Here is a 17,958-nt window from a genome sequence, read left to right on the forward strand (position 1 = left end):
AAGTAGCTAATTTTATTGCCATGGCTAACTTTTAATCAAAGATACATTATTGTATACACCGTACTATTTTATTCATCACCGCCGCCTCGCGATAGCGCTAGCGGCAGCATTGGACTCTTTTAACTATTGAAAAGAAGAAAAATTTAATTTGGCGGGCCTTGCATGCGGCATTAAAGACAGTAGTATGGACACGTACCACGTGGCCATAATGCTGTCATGCCGTAGCACGCCAAAAAAGTAACAATCAATTTTTTCTTAGTAATTTCGCTCTATGATAGTAAACATAAAAAAACAGGTTAGCGTGGAAAAGTAATCCGCGCTAACCTATTTTTTATTTCACTATTTTACTAATTGCTTTAAAGGCATCACCTTGCGCAATTTGTTGCATTTCAAAAAGAGCCATTTCAACACTTGTAATGTTCGCGCCAAGTTGTAGCATTTTTTGAATTCCTACTTCTCGGTTGCCTGCAGTACGGGATGACACACAGTCGGCTAATACTTCTACTTCGTAGCCATTTGCTAGTAAATGCGCTGCCGTTTGATACACGCAAATATGTGTTTCAATACCAGCTAACAACACCTTTTTACGCCCCGTTTGCTCCAATGCTTGTACAAATTCTGGCGTGTCGTACGCACTAAACGTTATTTTTTCAATTGGCAGTTGATCTGTTAAATGCATAGCAATACGCTCATCAGTTGGACCAAGCCCTTTTGGATATTGCTCTAGCCATAAAATCGGTAATTGTAATACCTTTGCCCCTTGTACGACATTGGCAATGTTATTAATGACAAAGTCACTTTCATCGACAATTTGCGCTAACTTTCCCTGAATATCAATCAAAACTAACACCGTTTCTTGTTTTTGAAGCATAAAATCCCTCCTCTTTGTTACATTCCCTTCTATTATACTGGAATTTTAATAAAAAGAAAAAACGATTTCTTAACATTGAATCCGCTAAGACAACCCTGTATAGTAAAATTAGAATGGAGGATTTACATGCTACGTCTTAGTTGGTTCATTAGTATAGGCATTAGTTTATTTGGTGTAATGATTATTCAGCATTTTTTCACAATGAAACCAGATGAAACAGCAAATGCAGGTAACTTGGGAGCATTAGGCATTGCGCTGGTGGCTCCGTTTATTTTGCTTAGCCTTTTTATTACATATCGCTTTTTTGTTGAAAGTTCACGTCACGCGCGTGATCATATTATGCGCATGATTTATTTAGTATTTGGTGTTGCGTTGCTAGTTGTATTCGTTTTTTATGCAAATGGCTACAAGGAAGATGTATTGACCAATTTAGGTGGCGACACAAAAACACCTGGCTCACAAATTTATGGCTTTCCACTACTAAATGAATATACAAATAGTATTATTATCAATTTTTATACATTTGGTATTGTGCATACGATTAGTGGTCTTATAGGGACCATAGTTGGTATCGTGCTTCCTGCAAAGCAAGCCGATGTTGAACAATAAGGGAACCCCGAATGTCTTTTTACTACGCCATTCGGGGGTTTTTTTAGGATAACTTAAACTTCCGTACTTCAGTTTTTAAATTGGCTGCGATTTCAGCTAATTCCTCAGAATTTACTGTCATTTCTTCCATCGTTGCTGATTGCTGCTGAGTAGTTGCAGCTACTTGTTCACTTGCGGCTGCTGTATTTTCAATAATTGTGGAAATATCTCGCATCGCACGCTGTACTTGGATGGAGTTATCTTGCACTTGATTAAATGCTTTATGCATATGACCTACATTTGCTTCTGTATTTGCTACACGTTTCACGATTTGTATTAATGCGTCGCCGCCCTTTTTAATAATCGTTACTTGTTCTTCTACTGCAAGTAAGTCACTTTCCATTGTTTTTACTGTTACAGTAGTTTCAGATTGTATATCATTAATTAGCTCTGTAATTTGGCTAGATGCTAGACGTGATTGCTCTGCTAATGCACGTACTTCCTCAGCTACAACGGCAAAGCCCTTCCCATGATCACCTGCACGTGCTGCTTCAATTGCTGCATTTAATGCAAGTAAATTTGTTTGGTCTGCAATATCCGTAATAACCGTAATAATGCCTCCAATTTCCTCGGAGCGCTTACCAAGCTTTTGAATCGAATCTGTTGCAAATGAAACCGTCTGCGTAACGGTACTTAAATGTTTAATCGCATCACTTATTGCTGCTTCTCCCTCTTTAGCAATAACTGTTGATTCTTTCGCAGTAACAAGTGTTTCTTCCGCCTCCCGTAAGCATGTCGTCACTTCTGAGATTGTTTCACCTAACATGTATAAGATTTTCTCAATTTGGGTTGATTGCTGTGATGCGCCCGCTGCAATTTCATTAATCGTATTGGCGATTTGGTTGGAGCCCTCGCTGGTTTGCACGGATGAATCTGACAAAATTTGTGAAGACTCGGCAACATGAGCGGCACTGCTCGATACGATACGTATTGTTTCTTTCAAACGAAGTTGCACAGCTTTAAAGCTGTTTGCTACACCAGCAATTTCGTCATTTCCTTTCCATTCTATAATGCGTGTATCCAAATTTAATTCTGCTAGCTCATTTGCATTTTCTTGTACCTTTTTAAGAGGTCTTGAAACTTTATATTCCACAAATAAACTAATGACCGTTATTGCCAAGAACATTAAAATAGCGTTAATAACCGTAATAACGCCTAAGTCCTCTTGTAAACTCTCTACAAAAGGAGCCGTCAAAATCGCTGTTGCCCATATCCCAATAACCTCACCATTTTTATCAATTATTGGTTCATAAATGCCTTCTGATTCTTCATCTAAGATTTTTGATAATCCAATATAACGCTCTTTATTGGCAAGCACTGTTTTTTGGATTTCACTAGAAACTTCCGAATTTAGAGCACGTTCACCATTTGCCAAAACATTAGTACTAATACGGGTACCATCTTGAAAAAAAGACACATAGTTGCCATTTGTCAATGTTGCAATTTCATCAACAATTTCAGTATTTCCTACTAAATTTAGGTCCCCTTTATGTAAATCCCCATCAATAATAGCCCATTCTCCTGGATATTTCACTTCTATGTACGCTTGACTTAATGAACTATCAGAAATCAGTTTGTTTTCCATTGTATCAATTAAATTTTGTTTAGATGAGTTATAGTTAAATACCGTGATAACTACCACCAGTACCGCAATACAATTAAATAAAATAAAGTTAATTTTTGTACGTATCTTTGGTGATTCTGCAATAAAATTTAAGCCTTTCATCGTTCTCCTCCTCTTTATCTATGTACTTCGAATCCATTTTCATCATTATAGAATAAAATGGGTAATTTAGAAATATATAACCAAATAATGCTGAAAATAATTATTTTAATATTCCATTTCTAAAGCAACTCATTCTGCATATCTCATAAAAAACCTTCATTTTCTCAAAATAAAAACAGCCTATAGAAAATTTTCTATAGACTGCCCTTACTATTCAAATTAAATTATCGTACTTCTGCACCTGCTTGAGTCAATGCTTTTAGTACTTTGTTATGTGCAGCTACGACTTCTTCATCTGTTAACGTACGTTCTGGATCGAAGTAAGTTAATGAGAAAGCAACTGATTTTTTTCCTGGCGCAATTTTCTCACCAGCGTATACGTCAAATACTTTCACATCTTTTAATAAGCTAGTGCCTGCACCTTTAATAATGCTTACGATTTCACCTGCAGCAGTTGTTACATCAAGCTCTAACGCGATGTCACGGCTCATTGCAGGGAAACGAGGAATAATGTTGTAAACTAATTCTTCTTTAGTTGCAGCTAAAATCGCGCGTAAGTTTAATTCTGCTACATATGTTTCTTTTACATCAAATGCTTTTTGCTCTTGTGGGTGAAGCTGAGCGATTATCCCAACTTTTTCGTTATCTAAGAAAACCTCGGCAGTACGGCCTGGATGCAGCCCATCTAACTGAGCCTTTGCGTAAGAAACACGAGCAGTTAGGCCTAATTTTTCAAATACTGATTCCACAATCCCTTTTCCTACGAAGAAATCTACATTTTTCTTCTCGCCTTGCCATGTATTGTCAATCCATTTACCTGTTAATACGAGCGCTAAATGCTCTTCTTCAAATGGAAGCTCTTCAGCAGTTTGACCAAGGAATACAGAACCAATTTCATATAATGCCACTGTTTCTGCTTGGCGTGCTACGTTGTAGGCTGCTGCATCTACTAAGTGTGGAATTAAGCTTTGACGTAAAGTTGAACGCTCTTCAGACATTGGCATTAATAATTTTGTTGTTTCTTCTGCCTTTAACGCGAACTTTTGAGAAAGAGCCGCAGACGTTAATGAATACGTCACTGCCTGGTAAAGACCCGCGCCCTCCATAACGTTACGCACAATACGGCGACCCGCTTGATACGGTGTTAAGCTTCCGATTTGCTCACTTGCTGGTAAGCTTACAGGAATTTCATCATATCCATACATACGTGCGATTTCTTCCACAACATCTTCTGGAATTTTAATGTCTTGTCGGCGAGTTGGCGCATCAATAATTAATAAACCATTTGCTGCTTCTACATCGAATTTTAAACGGTTTAAAATAGATAACATATCTTCTAATGAAATCTTCATACCTAAACGACCATTAATGAAGTCTGGAGATACAATCACGCGAGTAGGTGCTTTATCTAGCTCATCAACTAACACTGTACCTTCTAATACTTCACCACCTGCAAGTTCAGCCAGTAATTGTGCTGCACGATCTGCTGCTGGTAACACGCGGTTCGGGTCTACACCTTTTTCAAAACGAGCTGATGAGTCCGAACGTAAGCCGATATCTTTTGAAGTACGACGCACGCTTGCTGGGTTGAAGTAAGCTGATTCGATTACTACAGTTGTTGTCGTATCAGAAACCTCTGATTTTGCGCCACCCATTACACCAGCAACTGCTTCTGCTTCTTGACCGTTTGTGATCACTAAGTTATGTGACGCTAATGTACGCTCTTGGTCATCTAAAGTAGTAATGACTTCGCCGTCTTTTGCCATACGCGTTACGATTTCGCCTGTTGCAAGTTTGTCGTAGTCGAATGCGTGAAGTGGTTGACCATATTCCATTAACACGTAGTTCGTAATATCCACTACATTGTTATGTGGACGTACGCCTGCTGCCATTAAATAATGTTGTAACCATAATGGAGACTCTTTTACTTCAATATTTTTTACAACTTTTGCTGCATACATTGGGTTGGCTTCTTTATTTTCTACTGATAATTTTAAAACGTCAGCTGCTTTTTCAGAAGAAGTAGCATATGAAATTTCAGGTAATTTTACTTCTTGCTCTAAAATTGCAGCTACTTCATAAGCAACACCTAGCATGCTCATTGCGTCAGAACGGTTTGGCGTTAATCCAAGCTCTAATACAGTGTCGCGTAAGCCTAAAATTTCTAATGCATCTGCACCTGGAGTCGCATCTGCTGGTAACACGTAAATACCTTCCGCGTAAGCCTTTGGTACAAGACGCCCTTCGATACCCAGCTCTTGTAATGAGCAAATCATACCGTTTGATTCTTGACCACGTAATTTTGCTTTTTTAATTTTAATGCCGCCTGGTAATTTTGCACCTGGTCGTGCAACGATTACCTTTTGACCTGCGTCAACATTTGGTGCACCACATACAATTTGTTGTAGCTCTTCTTCGCCAACATCTACTTGGCACACATTTAATTTATCTGCTTCCGGGTGCTTTTCTTTTGATACAACGTGACCGACAACAACATTTGTCATGCCTGATGCACGATCGATTACCGCATCCACTTCAATACCCGCGCGCGTAATTTTTTCAGCTAATGCGTTTGCTTCTAACGCTGAAATATCAACATATTGACTTAACCATTTTAATGATACTAACATTTCGATTGTCCTCCTTACACTTCTGCCTGGTGGAATTGTGATAAGAAGCGTGTGTCATTTGTATAGAAATGACGAATATCATCCACACCGTATTTTAACATTGCGATACGTTCTGCACCGATACCGAACGCGAAGCCTGATAACTTTGTTGAATCGTAACCAGCCATTTCAAGTACGTTCGGGTGAACCATACCTGCGCCTAAAATTTCAATCCATCCAGTTTGCTTACATACGTTACAGCCTTTACCTGAACATTTATGGCAAGATACATCTACTTCTACAGAAGGCTCTGTGAATGGGAAGAATGACGGACGTAAGCGAATTTCACGCTCTGCACCAAACATTTTCTTAGCTAACGCATCTAACGTCCCTTTAAGGTCTGACATGCGAATGTTCTCGCCAATAACTAACCCTTCGATTTGCATAAATTGGTGAGAGTGTGTTGCATCGTCTGTATCACGACGGAATACTTTACCTGGGCAAATTACGCGAATTGGCTCGCCTTTTTTCGCTTCCATTGTACGTGCTTGTACTGGTGAAGTATGTGTACGTAATAATGTTTCTTCAGAGATGTAGAATGAATCTTGCATGTCACGTGCTGGGTGCCCTTTTGGTAAGTTCATCGCTTCAAAGTTGTAGTAGTCTTTTTCTACTTCTGGTCCTTCTACGATTTCATAGCCCATACCTAAGAATAGGTCTTCGATTTCTTCAATTACACGCGTTAATAAGTGACGGTTCCCTACGCGTACTTTCGCACCTGGTAATGTTACGTCGATTGATTCACTTTCAAGCTGCGCTAAAATTGCGGCCTCTTCTAAAACCGTAACTTTCTTTTCAAGCTCTGCTGTAACATTTTCGCGCACTGTGTTAACAAGTGCTCCCATTTTTGGGCGCTCTTCAGCAGAAAGCTTCCCCATTCCTTTTAATAAGTCCGTGATAGGTCCTTTTTTACCTAAATACGCAACTCGAACTTCGTTTAATGCTTTTAAATCAGTCGCTTCAGCAATTTTCGCTAAAGCTTCTTGCTCTAATTGCTTTAATTGTTGTTCCATTGATAAAATCCTCCTTTATATCGTTTTTTCATAGCGTGTAATCTACAACATTTATGAAAACAAAAAAACCTCGCCCCTATAAAAGGGACGAGGACGAGTTTCGCGGTACCACCCTAGTTATTGCTAAAAAAGCAATCACTTCATTGGAGCTAACGACTGTTTCCAGCCGGCTATCCTTTCACCGAAATCGGATCCCGGACGCTGCTCGCGGGGTGAACTTCATTATACGTTTTGTTAGCGTACTTTCAGTCAGTGGCGCGCTTTTCCTAAAACAAAACTTGTATAATTACTCTTCCCGGTCAAAGCATTTAGTAATTATTCTTCAACTAGTCTACTCGATATTTAAGCATTTTTCAACTAGTTGAAGAAATTCGATTGATTACATATCCCAAAGAAGGATTAAAAGTGTACCAAGAACTGTCATAACTACTAAACCTATACCGTATACAATGTTTGAATAAATTGACCAACGATCTTCTGTTTCACCTGCATGCATGAAAACTGCAAACTGTAAAGTCGCTTGTATAAACGCTGTTACTAAAAGAACGATCATTCCTGTAGTGAACGACATATCTGTAAAGTAAACAAGCATCGCAATCACAGTTAATACTAGTGAGAACAAGAAGCCCATTACTTGGCCAATTGGAAAGAACTTAGCCATAAATTACATCATTCCTTTCAGGTAAATGAAACTGAAGATGAAAATCCAAACAACGTCTAGGAAGTGCCAGTAAAGTGAGAATACAAATGTTTTACCAGCTGTAACTGAGTTTAATCCACGTTTCCAAATTTGGAAGATGATGAATGAACCCCAGCATAGACCCATTGTTACGTGTAGTCCGTGTGTTCCTAAAGTTGTTAATAGTATCGACGTAAAGGCACTAACTGATAACCCTGCACCGATGTGTACATAGTGTTTAAATTCGTAAATCTCTACACTTAAGAATACTGCACCTAAAAGTAAAGTAATAATCATGAAACCAATCGTAGCTTTTTTACTACCAAGACGCATTGCATGAATCGCTAAACCAATAGTAAAACTTGATGTTAAAAGAACAAATGTTTCAATTAACACTGGTGTAATTTCGAAAATTTCTGCACCAGTTGGACCGGCACCTGTGCGATCAACTAATGTGAAGTATGATGCGAATAATGTACCGAATAACATAATCTCCGCACCTAGGAACACCCAGAAACCAAAGATTTTCAGGTTGTTTTCCTCTGTAGAGTACTCTAATGGAACGTTGTTATTAACCTTACCCATTATTTCGCACCTCCTTTTTGAGCATGTTTTTTCTCGTCTTCTTCGACTTCATGGGCATGAATATGGTAGCCATGATCATCTTCTAATGAACGGTAAGCCATACAAGCAAGAATTCCAATTAAACCGAAGATTGCTAAGTACCACATACTGAATACTAAGGCGAACCCAGCGATGAAGAAGAATACTGACATAACAAATGTTTGTCCTGAGTTATTAGGCATATGAATGTCTTCAATTTTACCTTTAAATAACTTCGTACCGTGTTTCTTAGAATCCCAGAATGCTTCTGAAGTTGCATCAGTTACGTCTGGAGTAATTGCGAAGTTATAATGTGGAATTGGCGTATGCGTTGCCCATTCCAGACCACGTGCATTCCAAGGGTCGCTTGAAATATCGCGTGGAGAGTTTTTAAAGCTATACCAAATGTTCCAAACGATCATTAAGAATGAAACAGTCATAATACCAGCACCAACGAATGATACCATGTTTAAGAATGAGAAGCCTGTCGCGTCAGAGTAAGTGTACATACGACGTGCTTGACCATCAAGACCTGTAATGTACATAGGAATGAATGCTAGTACGAAACCAGTAGACATTACCCAAACTGTTGCTTTACCAATACGTTCGTTAAGCATGAAACCAAACATTTTTGGCCAGTAGAATGTTAAACCTGCTAGCATCGCGTAAACAACACCAGGGATGATTACGTTATGGAAGTGGGCTACTAAGAACATTGTGTTGTGGAATTGGTAGTCAGCTGCTGACATCGCAAGCATAACCCCTGTTACACCACCAAGAGTGAATAATGGAATGAAATGCATCGCATAAAGCATTGGCGTTGTCATTTCAATCTTACCTTTGTAAAGCGTAAACAACCAGTTGAAGATTTTAACCCCTGTTGGAATTGCAATCGCCATTGTTGTAATCGAGAAGATTGAGTTTGTAAATGCACCTTGCCCCATCGTGAAGAAGTGGTGCGTCCATACTGCGAATGAGAAGACCGAAATAACTATCATCGACCAAACCATTGACGTATAACCATATAGGTTACGACGAGCAAATGTTGAGATAACCTCAGAGAAAATACCGAAAGCTGGTAAAATTAGGATGTATACTTCAGGGTGTCCCCATACCCAGAATAGGTTGGCCCAAAGCATATCCATACCGCCATTACCAATTGCAAAGAACTGAGTACCAAATAGGCGATCCATCGTACCCATAGCTAAAGCTACTGTTAATACTGGGAATGCGAATACGATAATTAAGTTTGCAATCAGTGCAGACCAAGTGAACATTGGCATTTTGAATAATGTCATACCTGGGGCACGCATTTTCATAATTGTCGTAATGAAGTTAATACCTGTCATTAACGTACCAAGACCCGCAATTTGTAATGCTATCATGTAATAGTTTGTACCAACACTCGTACTAAATTCATTACCTGCTAACGGGAAGTAAGATGTCCAACCAGCATCTGGAGAACCACCGATTACGAATGAGACATTAAATAATCCCATACCCATGAAGAATAGCCAGAATGCTAAGTTGTTTAAACGTGGGAACGCTACGTCACGTGCCCCGATTTGTAATGGTACTAAAAAGTTAAAGAAGAAAGTAATAAATGGCATTGCCATGAACAGGATCATTACAACCCCGTGTGTTGTAAATACTTCGTTATAGTGCTGTGCTTCTAAAAATGTATTTTCTGGAACAGCAAGTTGCATACGAAGCATTACGGCATCGACACCACCACGGAATAGCATAACTAGAGCCGTAATTAAGTACATAATACCGATTTTTTTATGGTCAACAGTTGTAATCCACTCACGCCATAAGTAACCCCATAATTTAAAATACGTAACAACTGCTACTAATGCGATTGTACCAAGAACAATCGAAGCCATTGCGATATAAATTAATAGACTTGGATGTGGAATTGCAAACTGTGCAAAGAATTCCTTCATTGTAGTACTCCTTTCGAGTTTAATACTTACTTATTCGTGTGAAGAATGATCTTCCGCTGCTTCGTCATCATGATGCTCGTGATGAGGAGCTGGTGAGAACTCTAAATGAGTTCCAGTGTAAGTTGATTTACCAAGATGACCTGGTTCTAATAACTCATCGAATTTTTCTTCCGTAATAGGATCAGCAGTTTCATGAACCTCTGTTACCCACTCGTCAAATTCTTTTGCAGTCATTGCTTTTACATCAAAAATATTTTCTGCTGTACCGCGACCAGAGAAGTTCGCGTTACGGCCCCAGAATTCACCTGGGTTATCAGCTGCTAAGTTTAAAGTTGTTACCATGTCAGACATTGCATATTTCTGTCCACCTAGTTGTGGAATCCAGAAACTAGTAATTGGACCGAATGAATATAATTTAAATTCAACTGGTCGATTTGCTGGAATGTAAACATAGTTCACTGTTTCAATACCTTGTTCTGGGTAACTAAAATGCCATTTCCAGTCAGATGAAGAAGCATAAATTACCAGTGGTTCTTGATCTTCGTAACCTTGTGGGATATTTTCTACAATGTAGTTACTCTTTACAGATACTACAGATAAAAATACTACAATAATAACTGGAATCCCAATCATAATTGTTTCTACAAGCCAGTGACCATGAATATGTGGCGGCTCGTAATCAGCACTTTGTTTTGAAGCACGGTACTTAAATAACATAAATATCAAAATCACTACTACCGTGATTACAATACCACCCATCAGAGTAATTAATAACATCGTATCGTCTGCTTGGCGTTGTGCTTGAGGACCTTTAGGGTCAAGTACTGTTAATTTGTCATTACAACCTGCTAATAACACTGCACTTAAACCAATGAAAGATAGTAAAGTTGCCTTCAGATTTTTCATAGTTGGACTCCTTTCCAATATATCGATCTTGTTAGAATTTCGCGTTGCTTGCAAACTTTGCAAACAAAATAAAGAAACAATGCATGTCATGGAAAATGTTTTCTTCTTTCCCACTATGGTAATAGTAGAAAATAAAAATATTTCTAGGGTACATACACAATTTGGTATGTACAGTTTTACTCATATAAAAACATTTAACTTCGTTTCCACATGAAAAAATTATTTTGTTTAGCATGTTGCGTTAATTTATTTTCTAACCTTCCTCGATTTTAGTGAAACATCAAATAAGTGTCAAAACATCAAATTGGAAAAAAGCCTTTTTTATTACTATTTCCTCAAATTTATTTTTCATTATTTCAAAATATCGATAGGAAACACAGTAAAACCGCGCAATTACGAGCATTAAAATTCACATTGTTAAAATTGACATTTCTATGAACTTCTCAAAGTGTATCTTTTCCGAACTATCTGAATTATCCACATGACGTAAATCTTGGGTTTATATTACAGTTATTTACCTATAATTATAAAAAAAGGGGACTGTAAGCATTAAACTTACAATCCCGTTACTTATAAATTATTTAACAAATGAGTATAATAAAATTCCCGTTGCTACTGCGACATTTAATGATTCTGCGCCACCTAAAATTGGAATAATGACATTTTGGTCTGTCTTGGCTAAGATTTGCGGATTAATACCGCTACCTTCATTTCCAACAATTAGTGCAAATGCATTAGTTTGTTCAATTTCTTTGTAAGAAATCGATTCTTCTAGAGATGTTCCATATACCTTAACGTCATCTTGCTGTAATTGCTCAATCCATTCGATTAAATCCCCACGTACAACAGGGATATGAAAATGTGAGCCCTGCGCTGATCGCAATGTTTTTGGATTGAATGCGTCTACACAGCCTTTTCCTAATACGACTGCATCAATACCGGCTGCGTCTGCTGTACGAATCATTGTCCCGATATTACCTGGGTCTTGTACTGAATCGACTAATAATACTTTGCGCCAATCGTACTTCTCATCTTCCGAAATTTCACGTTGCTTACAGTGCGCAAATACACCTTGAGAATTTTCTGTTTCTGCAATTTCCTTAGCAACTGCTTCATTTACATGTACTAACACAACATCATCAATCGCCCATAATAATGGTAAATCTACACCATCACGTACGATAATTTGAATGATTTGGTCTGTATGCTTTAATGCCTCTTCTACTAAATGAAAGCCTTCTACAATATATTCACCAGATTTTTCGCGCTCTTTACGCTGTGATACGAGTTTTTTCCAATGCTTTACGAGCGCATTTTGTGTTGATTCAATTCTTTTCATAATTTCCCGTCCTTTATAAGTACTCGAAAATTCATTTTATCACAGAATCACTTTATTCCATAATGAGATGTGATGTATAAAATTGAATTACTGCGAACACACTTCGTATAAAGGAGGCGTTTTGAATGGACTTTCAAATTCGACAAGCAATTACAGCCAATGTATTAGGGTCAGATGCAACTGAATTCAAAGACATTGTAAATGATGCTATCTCTAGAGGAGAAGAACATCTATTACCTGGGTTAGGTGTATTTTTAGAAACTTGGTGGCAAGCATCAAATGAAGACGAACGAACACATTTTGTCGAAAAGCTAGCAGAAAAATTCGCAAATTAATAAATGTCCATCTCAATTTTCCCTAATGGATATTGAGATGGGCTATTAAAAAAATTATTGACGATAAGTTTTATCCATAATAAATATTGGTTTAATGACTGCGCCGAATACAGATTCCTTTGCTGCTTCGTTAATTTGATCGAAATCATAAAACTTCACAAGCTTTTCAAATGGGAATCGTCCCTCTTCATGGAATTTCACAAGCTGTGCAATTGATAATTGCGGGATACCAGCCCCCATTACAACACCAATCATATTTTTACCAGTCATAATTAATTCAGCTGAATGAACCATTTCCAGTTGAATTAACATACAGCCGATTGTTGAACATGTACAATGACGAAATACACCTATCGAGAATCAATTCTATAATAGATGTATTTCTTAAGTAAGCATTAATAAAGAGCTAGCCACATTTTTTGCAAATGTATTTGTATAAGCCCCAGCTAATTATTACTGCCTGTAATTTCTGTTCTTCTGGTAAATGATTTTCGATCGTTACTAATAAATAATCTTTTACCTTTTCATCAATCATTTGTGTCGTTTGCAGGCGAACCAATAAAAGCACCTATCATAGCGCGTGGTCCATTCGTAATGAATAAAGAGCAAGAAATCATTGAAGCATTTGAAAGTTACCGAAATGGTACTTTTTTTAGATGGTAAACCATATTAATAAGCAAAATAAAAAGCAATCCAGCGTCTCCTGAATTGCTTTTTTCTATGTAGTGATGGGGCATTCCATCTTGAATACAAACATCACTGTAGCGTGCCACCCTTTGTCACAGCGTCTCCCATTTCAAAAGGCTTTACTCTACTACATCACGTGCTCGCTCTTCCTGCTTACAAATGCTGCTCGTTTTAATAGAAGAGACTACAATCCGTAGTAAGCTTCATCTATTTCAACTTTACGCTAATAAAGATACTAATACTGCTTTTTGAGCATGCAGGCGATTTTCTGCTTGCTCAAATATATAAGAATTTGGTCCATCAATTACCGATGTCGCAACTTCTTCCTCTCTGTGTGCTGGTAAGCAATGTAGGAACATATAATCTTGCTTTGCATGTGCAACTAACTCATCGTTAATTTGGTAACCCGCAAAGTCTTTTAAACGCTTTTCTGTTTCCTCTTCTTGCCCCATTGACGTCCAAACGTCTGCATATACCGCATCCGCATCTTTTACGGCTTCAATCGGATTATTTGTCACAACAACTGTGCTACCGTTTTGTATTGCAATTTGCATTGCTTTTTCAATAATTGTCTTGTCACATTCATAGCCAACTGGAGTTGCTACTGCTACATGCATACCAACATGTGCTGCGGCAACAATTAATGCATGTGCAACGTTATTGCCATCACCTACATAAGCAATTTTTAAACCTTTTAACTCACCTTTGTTTTCAGCAATTGTTTCAAGATCCGCTAATGCTTGGCACGGATGATCGATGTCTGTTAAACCATTAATCACTGGAATCGATGCGAATTCAGCTAACTCTTCTACCATCACATGTGAATTGGCGCGAATCATAATGCCATCTAAATAACCAGATAACACTTGGCCCGTATCTGATATTTGCTCGCCGCGTCCGATTTGCATATCACGTGCATTCATATACATACCGTAGCCACCTAGCTGCTGCATACCGACCTCGAATGATACACGTGTACGAGTCGAGCTTTTTTCAAAAATCATGCCTAGCGTCTGACCTTCAAGTAGACGAGGACATTTGCCCGCTTTTGTAATGGTTTTTAACTGTGTAGCAAGTGTCAATAACTGTTGTACTTCTTCACTTGTATAATCAAGCAGTGTTAATAGGTCTTTACCTTTTAAACTTTCGACAGGCTTTAACTGCACCTCTTCTAATAATTTCATGTCTTACACCTCTGTCACCTTTATGTTGATTTTCATTTTACATATGCATAAATATAAAGTCAAGCGAATTAATATAAATTTTTATAATTAATTAAATTATTCGATAATTATACATATTAATCCCAAGGTGACTTATCATAAAATTTTTACACAAACGAGTATTTTTATTATTTTTACAGAAAATCCCTACATAAATATTGAATTCCGATTCATTTTTCAGCATAATTAATACAGGATATTCTTGAGAATATTTTACTTCAAATAGATCTTTCAAGGGAGGAATCATTCATGCCACAAGCAACACATAACGTAACGTTAGCAGTATCAAATAACGCTACTTGGGATTTTTTAAAGGATTACACAAATTGGGCACCATTAATTCCAGGCTATATCGCGCATGAGGTACTAAGCGACAAGCAATTCACATGGATCTTCTTAGCAGATTTAGGCTTTACGAAAAAAACAATTAAATTAGACGTAAAAATGACTGATTTAGTTGAATCAACGGATGTAAAGTTTGATTTAAAGGGGCTTTCTGATAATTTTAACGGCAAAGGATATTTTAAAATAGCTGGCGACACACAAGTAGAATTGATAGGTAGTTTGGAATTATCTGCAGATGGCATAATGGGTATGATGATTAACTCCGTATTAGAAAATTTTGTCCCAAAGGCAACAAAAGAATTAACAGAGTCCATTCAATCTAAAATCGATGAATTACACGGTGTAAAATAATGAAAATCCTGCATTGCTCATGTTTAAAGCAAATGCAGGATTTTTTTAGTTAGCTGTTTTTGTAGTTAGCTTTTCATATAACGCTTGCGTTTGTTCTGCCGTTTGTAAATTGAAGATAACGATTTTTCCATCATCTATAAACTGAATAAATGGTGGGACGTTTGTATCGACAAAAAGCTTAGCCTTATCGCCATTTTCAAATTTGAAATGTCCCTTTAATTTAGATCCAACAGCTGAACCATTTGTACGCATTGCAATGTCCGGCAGCACTTCTAATAATTGCACGTGCTCCATTTGTGCAAATTCGTATGTATCACCATACATACCAGCAATTTCAATTTGTTCATCGGTAACTGTAACCCCTGTTGGCTGTAGTGCAAAATAGAAAATCATCGCAACGCCAACCAATGTAACCGTTAAAATAATCACTGGACGCTTTAGGTTTTTACTAGCTCCTTGTTTCCACTTACCATTTTCATCGAATAAATTGTGATTATATTTTTGCGATTTTACTACAACGATAATCGTAAAAACAATAATGAGTGTTAAGAGAGGCATTATAAGGTTTGTATAATCAAAATATTCTACAATACCGATAACAACAAACAGTGCTGCTAATGCATAGGAATACCGACCAATTAACTTTGCAAGTCCTTCAACATCGACCTTTTCCTTTTGTTCCTTTGTCATCGTATTATAGCCAGATATTAAAAAATGCCATTTTAATTTTTGTACTGCGAAGCCTAAAAAGAGAAATAATGCCGCTACAATAATCCAAATCATCTTCATTCCCCCTTCTAAAAAAACAATAATAAATAAAGATAGATCTATTCTTTATAAGAACAAATCTATCTTTCATTATAGTGTATATATCACCAAATTATGGCATTTTATGAATATTTAGTCGAATTTAATTTTATCCACTGTTTCACGGTCTAATCGTTTGATGACTTCTACGATTAATTTAACCGCATTGTCGTAGTCGTCACGATGTAAAATCCCTGCGTGTGAGTGGATGTAGCGTGTTGCAACACCGATTGCTAGGGATGGAACGCCGTTCGCTGTAATGTGGATTGAACCCGCATCTGTACCACCACCAGCGATTGCTTCGAACTGGTATGGGATGCCTGCTTCTTCTGCTACATCTAATACGAATTCGCGTAAGCCTGAGTGAGATACCATTGATGCATCATAAACAACAATTTGTGGGCCAGCACCCATTTTCGATGTTGACTCTTTTGGTGTTACGCCTGGTGTGTCACCAGCAATACCAACGTCAACTGCGAAGCCGATATCTGGTTGTACTTTAAATGTAGAAGTTTTCGCACCACGTAGGCCGATTTCTTCTTGTACGTTTCCAACACCATAAACGATGTTCGGGTGTTTTTCGTCTTTTAATGCTTTTAATACATCAATTGCAATGGCACATCCGATACGGTTATCCCATGCTTTTGCTAGTAGATGCTTTTCGTTTTTCATAACGTTGAATTCGAAATAAGGTGTGATCATGTCGCCAGGACGCACGCCCCACTCCATTGCTTCCTCTTTAGAAGTCGCGCCAATATCAACGAACATTGCTTTAATATCTACTACTTTGTTACGCACGTCAGCAGGTAAAATATGAGGTGGTTTTGAACCAATTACCCCAATAATTTCTTCGCCTTTGCGTGTTGTAATTGTTACGCGCTGTGCAAGCATTACTTGGCTCCACCAACCACCAACTGTTTGGAAGAATACGAAACCTTTGTCATCAATGCGTGTCACCATGAAACCAACTTCATCTAAGTGACCGGCAACCATAATTTTTGGACCGTTCTCATCGCCAACTTTTTTCGCGATTAAGCTACCTAAGTTGTCTGTTTCTACTTCGTCTGCAAATGGTGTAATGTATTTTTTCATTACTTCACGAGGAGCACGTTCGTTCCCTGGAATACCGTTTGCATCCGTTAAATCTTTAAACATTTGTAATGTTGGATCAAGCTTTGTCATGAGAAATAGCCTCCTAAATAGATTCCATTTAATTATAACGATTTTATTTCGAAAAGTGAAATAGTTTTACTGTTATCGTGTAGATTTCACCCATTAATACCCATTACGCTGACGCTCGTAATTTTTTTCGTTCTTAGCTTTATATGCTTCAATAATGTCTTCCACTGTAAAGTCTAAATTATAAGCAATTAAGCTATATTGCGACCAGATTGCCTTATAATTTTCTTCTGTTTGTTGTTTTAAAAACGTTAATACAGTTTGTGTCGCATCAATAAAAGCTTGAGTTAAATCCGTTTTCTTTTCAACAACTGGCCATACCTCTAATGTAAATTCGCGCATATAACCAAGTGACAGCATAAAATGAATGGAATCAACAAATTCCTCTAAAATCACGCTTTTTTCTGATGGTCCCTTTGTTGACCAAAACTTAAAGCAGCGCGTTTCATTTGCTAACTCGGCAAGCTCTACTAATAGTGCCAACCCTTTTTCATCAAAAACATCCTTTTGAATATTTTGTGTTTCTTCAATAAAACGATCTAGTTGACGCTGCATTTCAAATAACTCTATAAATTCCATAAAAAATTCCCTCTTTTTCTAAAATAAATGAAACTTTCATTCATACTTAATC

At 37.6% G+C, this 17,958-nt stretch carries 19 protein-coding genes and 1 other annotated feature; of the genes, 4 read left to right on the forward strand and 15 right to left on the reverse strand.

Annotated features, from left to right (window positions below):
• Window positions 1–331 precede the first annotated feature (331 nt).
• Window positions 332–871 carry a hydrolase gene (locus LZ480_RS10560; protein WP_241369393.1) on the reverse strand — a complete coding sequence of 180 codons (540 nt, stop codon included), beginning with the start codon at window positions 869–871 and terminating at the stop codon, window positions 332–334.
• A 126-nt stretch (window positions 872–997) separates the two neighbouring features.
• Between LZ480_RS10560 and LZ480_RS10565 the strand changes: the two genes are divergently transcribed.
• The gene (locus LZ480_RS10565) at window positions 998–1,480 is read left to right on the forward strand and encodes a nucleoside-diphosphate sugar epimerase (RefSeq protein ID WP_241369394.1); all 483 of its coding nucleotides are present in this window, start codon (window positions 998–1,000) and stop codon (window positions 1,478–1,480) included.
• A gap of 43 nt (window positions 1,481–1,523) precedes the next feature.
• Here the strand turns inward: LZ480_RS10565 and LZ480_RS10570 are convergent, their stop codons facing one another.
• From LZ480_RS10570 to LZ480_RS10605, 8 genes are all read right to left on the reverse strand, one after another.
• Window positions 1,524–3,245 carry a methyl-accepting chemotaxis protein gene (locus LZ480_RS10570; protein ID WP_241369395.1) on the reverse strand — a complete coding sequence of 574 codons (1,722 nt, stop codon included), beginning with the start codon at window positions 3,243–3,245 and terminating at the stop codon, window positions 1,524–1,526.
• Window positions 3,246–3,469: 224 nt separating this feature from the next.
• Window positions 3,470–5,875: a phenylalanine--tRNA ligase subunit beta gene (gene pheT, locus LZ480_RS10575; protein WP_241369396.1), complete on the reverse strand. Its 2,406-nt coding sequence runs from the start codon at window positions 5,873–5,875 to the stop codon at window positions 3,470–3,472.
• Between the two features lie 14 nt (window positions 5,876–5,889).
• Window positions 5,890–6,927, reverse strand: coding sequence for a phenylalanine--tRNA ligase subunit alpha (gene pheS, locus LZ480_RS10580; protein WP_241369397.1), 1,038 nt, complete (start codon window positions 6,925–6,927; stop codon window positions 5,890–5,892).
• An 80-nt stretch (window positions 6,928–7,007) separates the two neighbouring features.
• Window positions 7,008–7,239 (reverse strand) — a binding site (T-box leader).
• 67 nt (window positions 7,240–7,306) lie between these two features.
• Window positions 7,307–7,588 carry a cytochrome aa3 quinol oxidase subunit IV gene (qoxD, locus tag LZ480_RS10585; protein ID WP_241369398.1) on the reverse strand — a complete coding sequence of 94 codons (282 nt, stop codon included), beginning with the start codon at window positions 7,586–7,588 and terminating at the stop codon, window positions 7,307–7,309.
• Between the two features lie 3 nt (window positions 7,589–7,591).
• Window positions 7,592–8,191: a cytochrome aa3 quinol oxidase subunit III gene (gene qoxC / locus LZ480_RS10590; RefSeq protein WP_241369399.1), complete on the reverse strand. Its 600-nt coding sequence runs from the start codon at window positions 8,189–8,191 to the stop codon at window positions 7,592–7,594.
• Window positions 8,191–10,155: a cytochrome aa3 quinol oxidase subunit I gene (gene qoxB, locus LZ480_RS10595; protein ID WP_241369400.1), complete on the reverse strand. Its 1,965-nt coding sequence runs from the start codon at window positions 10,153–10,155 to the stop codon at window positions 8,191–8,193. The genes qoxC and qoxB overlap by 1 nt, the downstream gene beginning before the upstream one ends.
• A gap of 30 nt (window positions 10,156–10,185) precedes the next feature.
• Window positions 10,186–11,061 (reverse strand): cytochrome aa3 quinol oxidase subunit II, encoded by an 876-nt coding sequence (gene qoxA / locus LZ480_RS10600; protein ID WP_241369401.1) that lies wholly within the window; start codon window positions 11,059–11,061, stop codon window positions 10,186–10,188.
• A gap of 577 nt (window positions 11,062–11,638) precedes the next feature.
• Window positions 11,639–12,400 (reverse strand): TrmH family RNA methyltransferase, encoded by a 762-nt coding sequence (locus LZ480_RS10605; protein WP_241369402.1) that lies wholly within the window; start codon window positions 12,398–12,400, stop codon window positions 11,639–11,641.
• Window positions 12,401–12,525: 125 nt separating this feature from the next.
• On the opposite strand from LZ480_RS10605, the gene sspI reads away from it, so the two are divergent.
• Window positions 12,526–12,735 carry a small acid-soluble spore protein SspI gene (gene sspI / locus LZ480_RS10610; RefSeq protein WP_241369403.1) on the forward strand — a complete coding sequence of 70 codons (210 nt, stop codon included), beginning with the start codon at window positions 12,526–12,528 and terminating at the stop codon, window positions 12,733–12,735.
• Between the two features lie 54 nt (window positions 12,736–12,789).
• Here the strand turns inward: sspI and LZ480_RS10615 are convergent, their stop codons facing one another.
• On the reverse strand, window positions 12,790–13,047 hold the full coding sequence (locus LZ480_RS10615; protein ID WP_241369404.1) for a hypothetical protein: 258 nt from the start codon (window positions 13,045–13,047) through the stop codon (window positions 12,790–12,792).
• Between the two features lie 94 nt (window positions 13,048–13,141).
• The gene (locus LZ480_RS10620; RefSeq protein WP_241369405.1) at window positions 13,142–13,294 is read right to left on the reverse strand and encodes a hypothetical protein; all 153 of its coding nucleotides are present in this window, start codon (window positions 13,292–13,294) and stop codon (window positions 13,142–13,144) included.
• On the opposite strand from LZ480_RS10620, the gene LZ480_RS20005 reads away from it, so the two are divergent.
• Window positions 13,273–13,398, forward strand: a complete 126-nt coding sequence (locus LZ480_RS20005) for a pirin-like C-terminal cupin domain-containing protein (RefSeq protein ID WP_241369406.1) — start codon at window positions 13,273–13,275, stop codon at window positions 13,396–13,398. The genes LZ480_RS10620 and LZ480_RS20005 overlap by 22 nt on opposite strands.
• A 242-nt stretch (window positions 13,399–13,640) precedes the next feature.
• Here LZ480_RS20005 and argF read toward each other — a convergent pair whose 3' ends face one another.
• Window positions 13,641–14,606, reverse strand: a complete 966-nt coding sequence (gene argF, locus LZ480_RS10630; RefSeq protein WP_241369407.1) for an ornithine carbamoyltransferase — start codon at window positions 14,604–14,606, stop codon at window positions 13,641–13,643.
• 288 nt (window positions 14,607–14,894) lie between these two features.
• Here argF and LZ480_RS10635 point away from each other — a divergent pair, with 288 nt between their 5' ends.
• The gene (locus tag LZ480_RS10635; RefSeq protein ID WP_241369408.1) at window positions 14,895–15,341 is read left to right on the forward strand and encodes a CoxG family protein; all 447 of its coding nucleotides are present in this window, start codon (window positions 14,895–14,897) and stop codon (window positions 15,339–15,341) included.
• 45 nt (window positions 15,342–15,386) lie between these two features.
• Here the strand turns inward: LZ480_RS10635 and LZ480_RS10640 are convergent, their stop codons facing one another.
• The 3 genes from LZ480_RS10640 to LZ480_RS10650 form a co-directional block, all read right to left on the reverse strand.
• Window positions 15,387–16,124: a DUF3784 domain-containing protein gene (locus tag LZ480_RS10640; RefSeq protein ID WP_241369409.1), complete on the reverse strand. Its 738-nt coding sequence runs from the start codon at window positions 16,122–16,124 to the stop codon at window positions 15,387–15,389.
• A gap of 117 nt (window positions 16,125–16,241) precedes the next feature.
• Window positions 16,242–17,330 carry a M42 family metallopeptidase gene (locus tag LZ480_RS10645; protein ID WP_241369410.1) on the reverse strand — a complete coding sequence of 363 codons (1,089 nt, stop codon included), beginning with the start codon at window positions 17,328–17,330 and terminating at the stop codon, window positions 16,242–16,244.
• A gap of 93 nt (window positions 17,331–17,423) precedes the next feature.
• A complete protein-coding gene (locus tag LZ480_RS10650) occupies window positions 17,424–17,906 on the reverse strand; it encodes a dUTP diphosphatase (protein ID WP_241369411.1) in 483 nt (160 codons plus the stop codon).
• Between the last annotated feature and the right edge of the window lie 52 nt (window positions 17,907–17,958).

It is taken from the genome of Solibacillus palustris, assembly GCF_022549215.1.
In the GTDB taxonomy this organism is placed as follows: Bacteria; Bacillota; Bacilli; order Bacillales_A; family Planococcaceae; genus Solibacillus; species Solibacillus daqui.

Excerpts from the sequence above, each read along its gene's own strand:
- sspI (WP_241369403.1), top strand. The coding sequence starts at position 12,526 with ATGGACTTTCAAATTCGACAAGCAATTACAGCCAATGTATTAGGGTCA.
- LZ480_RS10615 (WP_241369404.1), bottom strand. The coding sequence starts at position 13,047 with ATGTTAATTCAACTGGAAATGGTTCATTCAGCTGAATTAATTATGACT.
- qoxA (WP_241369401.1), bottom strand. The coding sequence starts at position 11,061 with ATGAAAAATCTGAAGGCAACTTTACTATCTTTCATTGGTTTAAGTGCA.
- LZ480_RS10650 (WP_241369411.1), bottom strand. The coding sequence starts at position 17,906 with ATGGAATTTATAGAGTTATTTGAAATGCAGCGTCAACTAGATCGTTTT.
- pheT (WP_241369396.1), bottom strand. The coding sequence starts at position 5,875 with ATGTTAGTATCATTAAAATGGTTAAGTCAATATGTTGATATTTCAGCG.
- LZ480_RS10560 (WP_241369393.1), bottom strand. The coding sequence starts at position 871 with ATGCTTCAAAAACAAGAAACGGTGTTAGTTTTGATTGATATTCAGGGA.
- LZ480_RS10605 (WP_241369402.1), bottom strand. The coding sequence starts at position 12,400 with ATGAAAAGAATTGAATCAACACAAAATGCGCTCGTAAAGCATTGGAAA.
- LZ480_RS10645 (WP_241369410.1), bottom strand. The coding sequence starts at position 17,330 with ATGACAAAGCTTGATCCAACATTACAAATGTTTAAAGATTTAACGGAT.
- LZ480_RS10565 (WP_241369394.1), top strand. The coding sequence starts at position 998 with ATGCTACGTCTTAGTTGGTTCATTAGTATAGGCATTAGTTTATTTGGT.
- pheS (WP_241369397.1), bottom strand. The coding sequence starts at position 6,927 with ATGGAACAACAATTAAAGCAATTAGAGCAAGAAGCTTTAGCGAAAATT.
- qoxB (WP_241369400.1), bottom strand. The coding sequence starts at position 10,155 with ATGAAGGAATTCTTTGCACAGTTTGCAATTCCACATCCAAGTCTATTA.
- qoxD (WP_241369398.1), bottom strand. The coding sequence starts at position 7,588 with ATGGCTAAGTTCTTTCCAATTGGCCAAGTAATGGGCTTCTTGTTCTCA.
- LZ480_RS10635 (WP_241369408.1), top strand. The coding sequence starts at position 14,895 with ATGCCACAAGCAACACATAACGTAACGTTAGCAGTATCAAATAACGCT.
- qoxC (WP_241369399.1), bottom strand. The coding sequence starts at position 8,191 with ATGGGTAAGGTTAATAACAACGTTCCATTAGAGTACTCTACAGAGGAA.
- LZ480_RS10640 (WP_241369409.1), bottom strand. The coding sequence starts at position 16,124 with ATGATTTGGATTATTGTAGCGGCATTATTTCTCTTTTTAGGCTTCGCA.
- LZ480_RS10570 (WP_241369395.1), bottom strand. The coding sequence starts at position 3,245 with ATGAAAGGCTTAAATTTTATTGCAGAATCACCAAAGATACGTACAAAA.
- argF (WP_241369407.1), bottom strand. The coding sequence starts at position 14,606 with ATGAAATTATTAGAAGAGGTGCAGTTAAAGCCTGTCGAAAGTTTAAAA.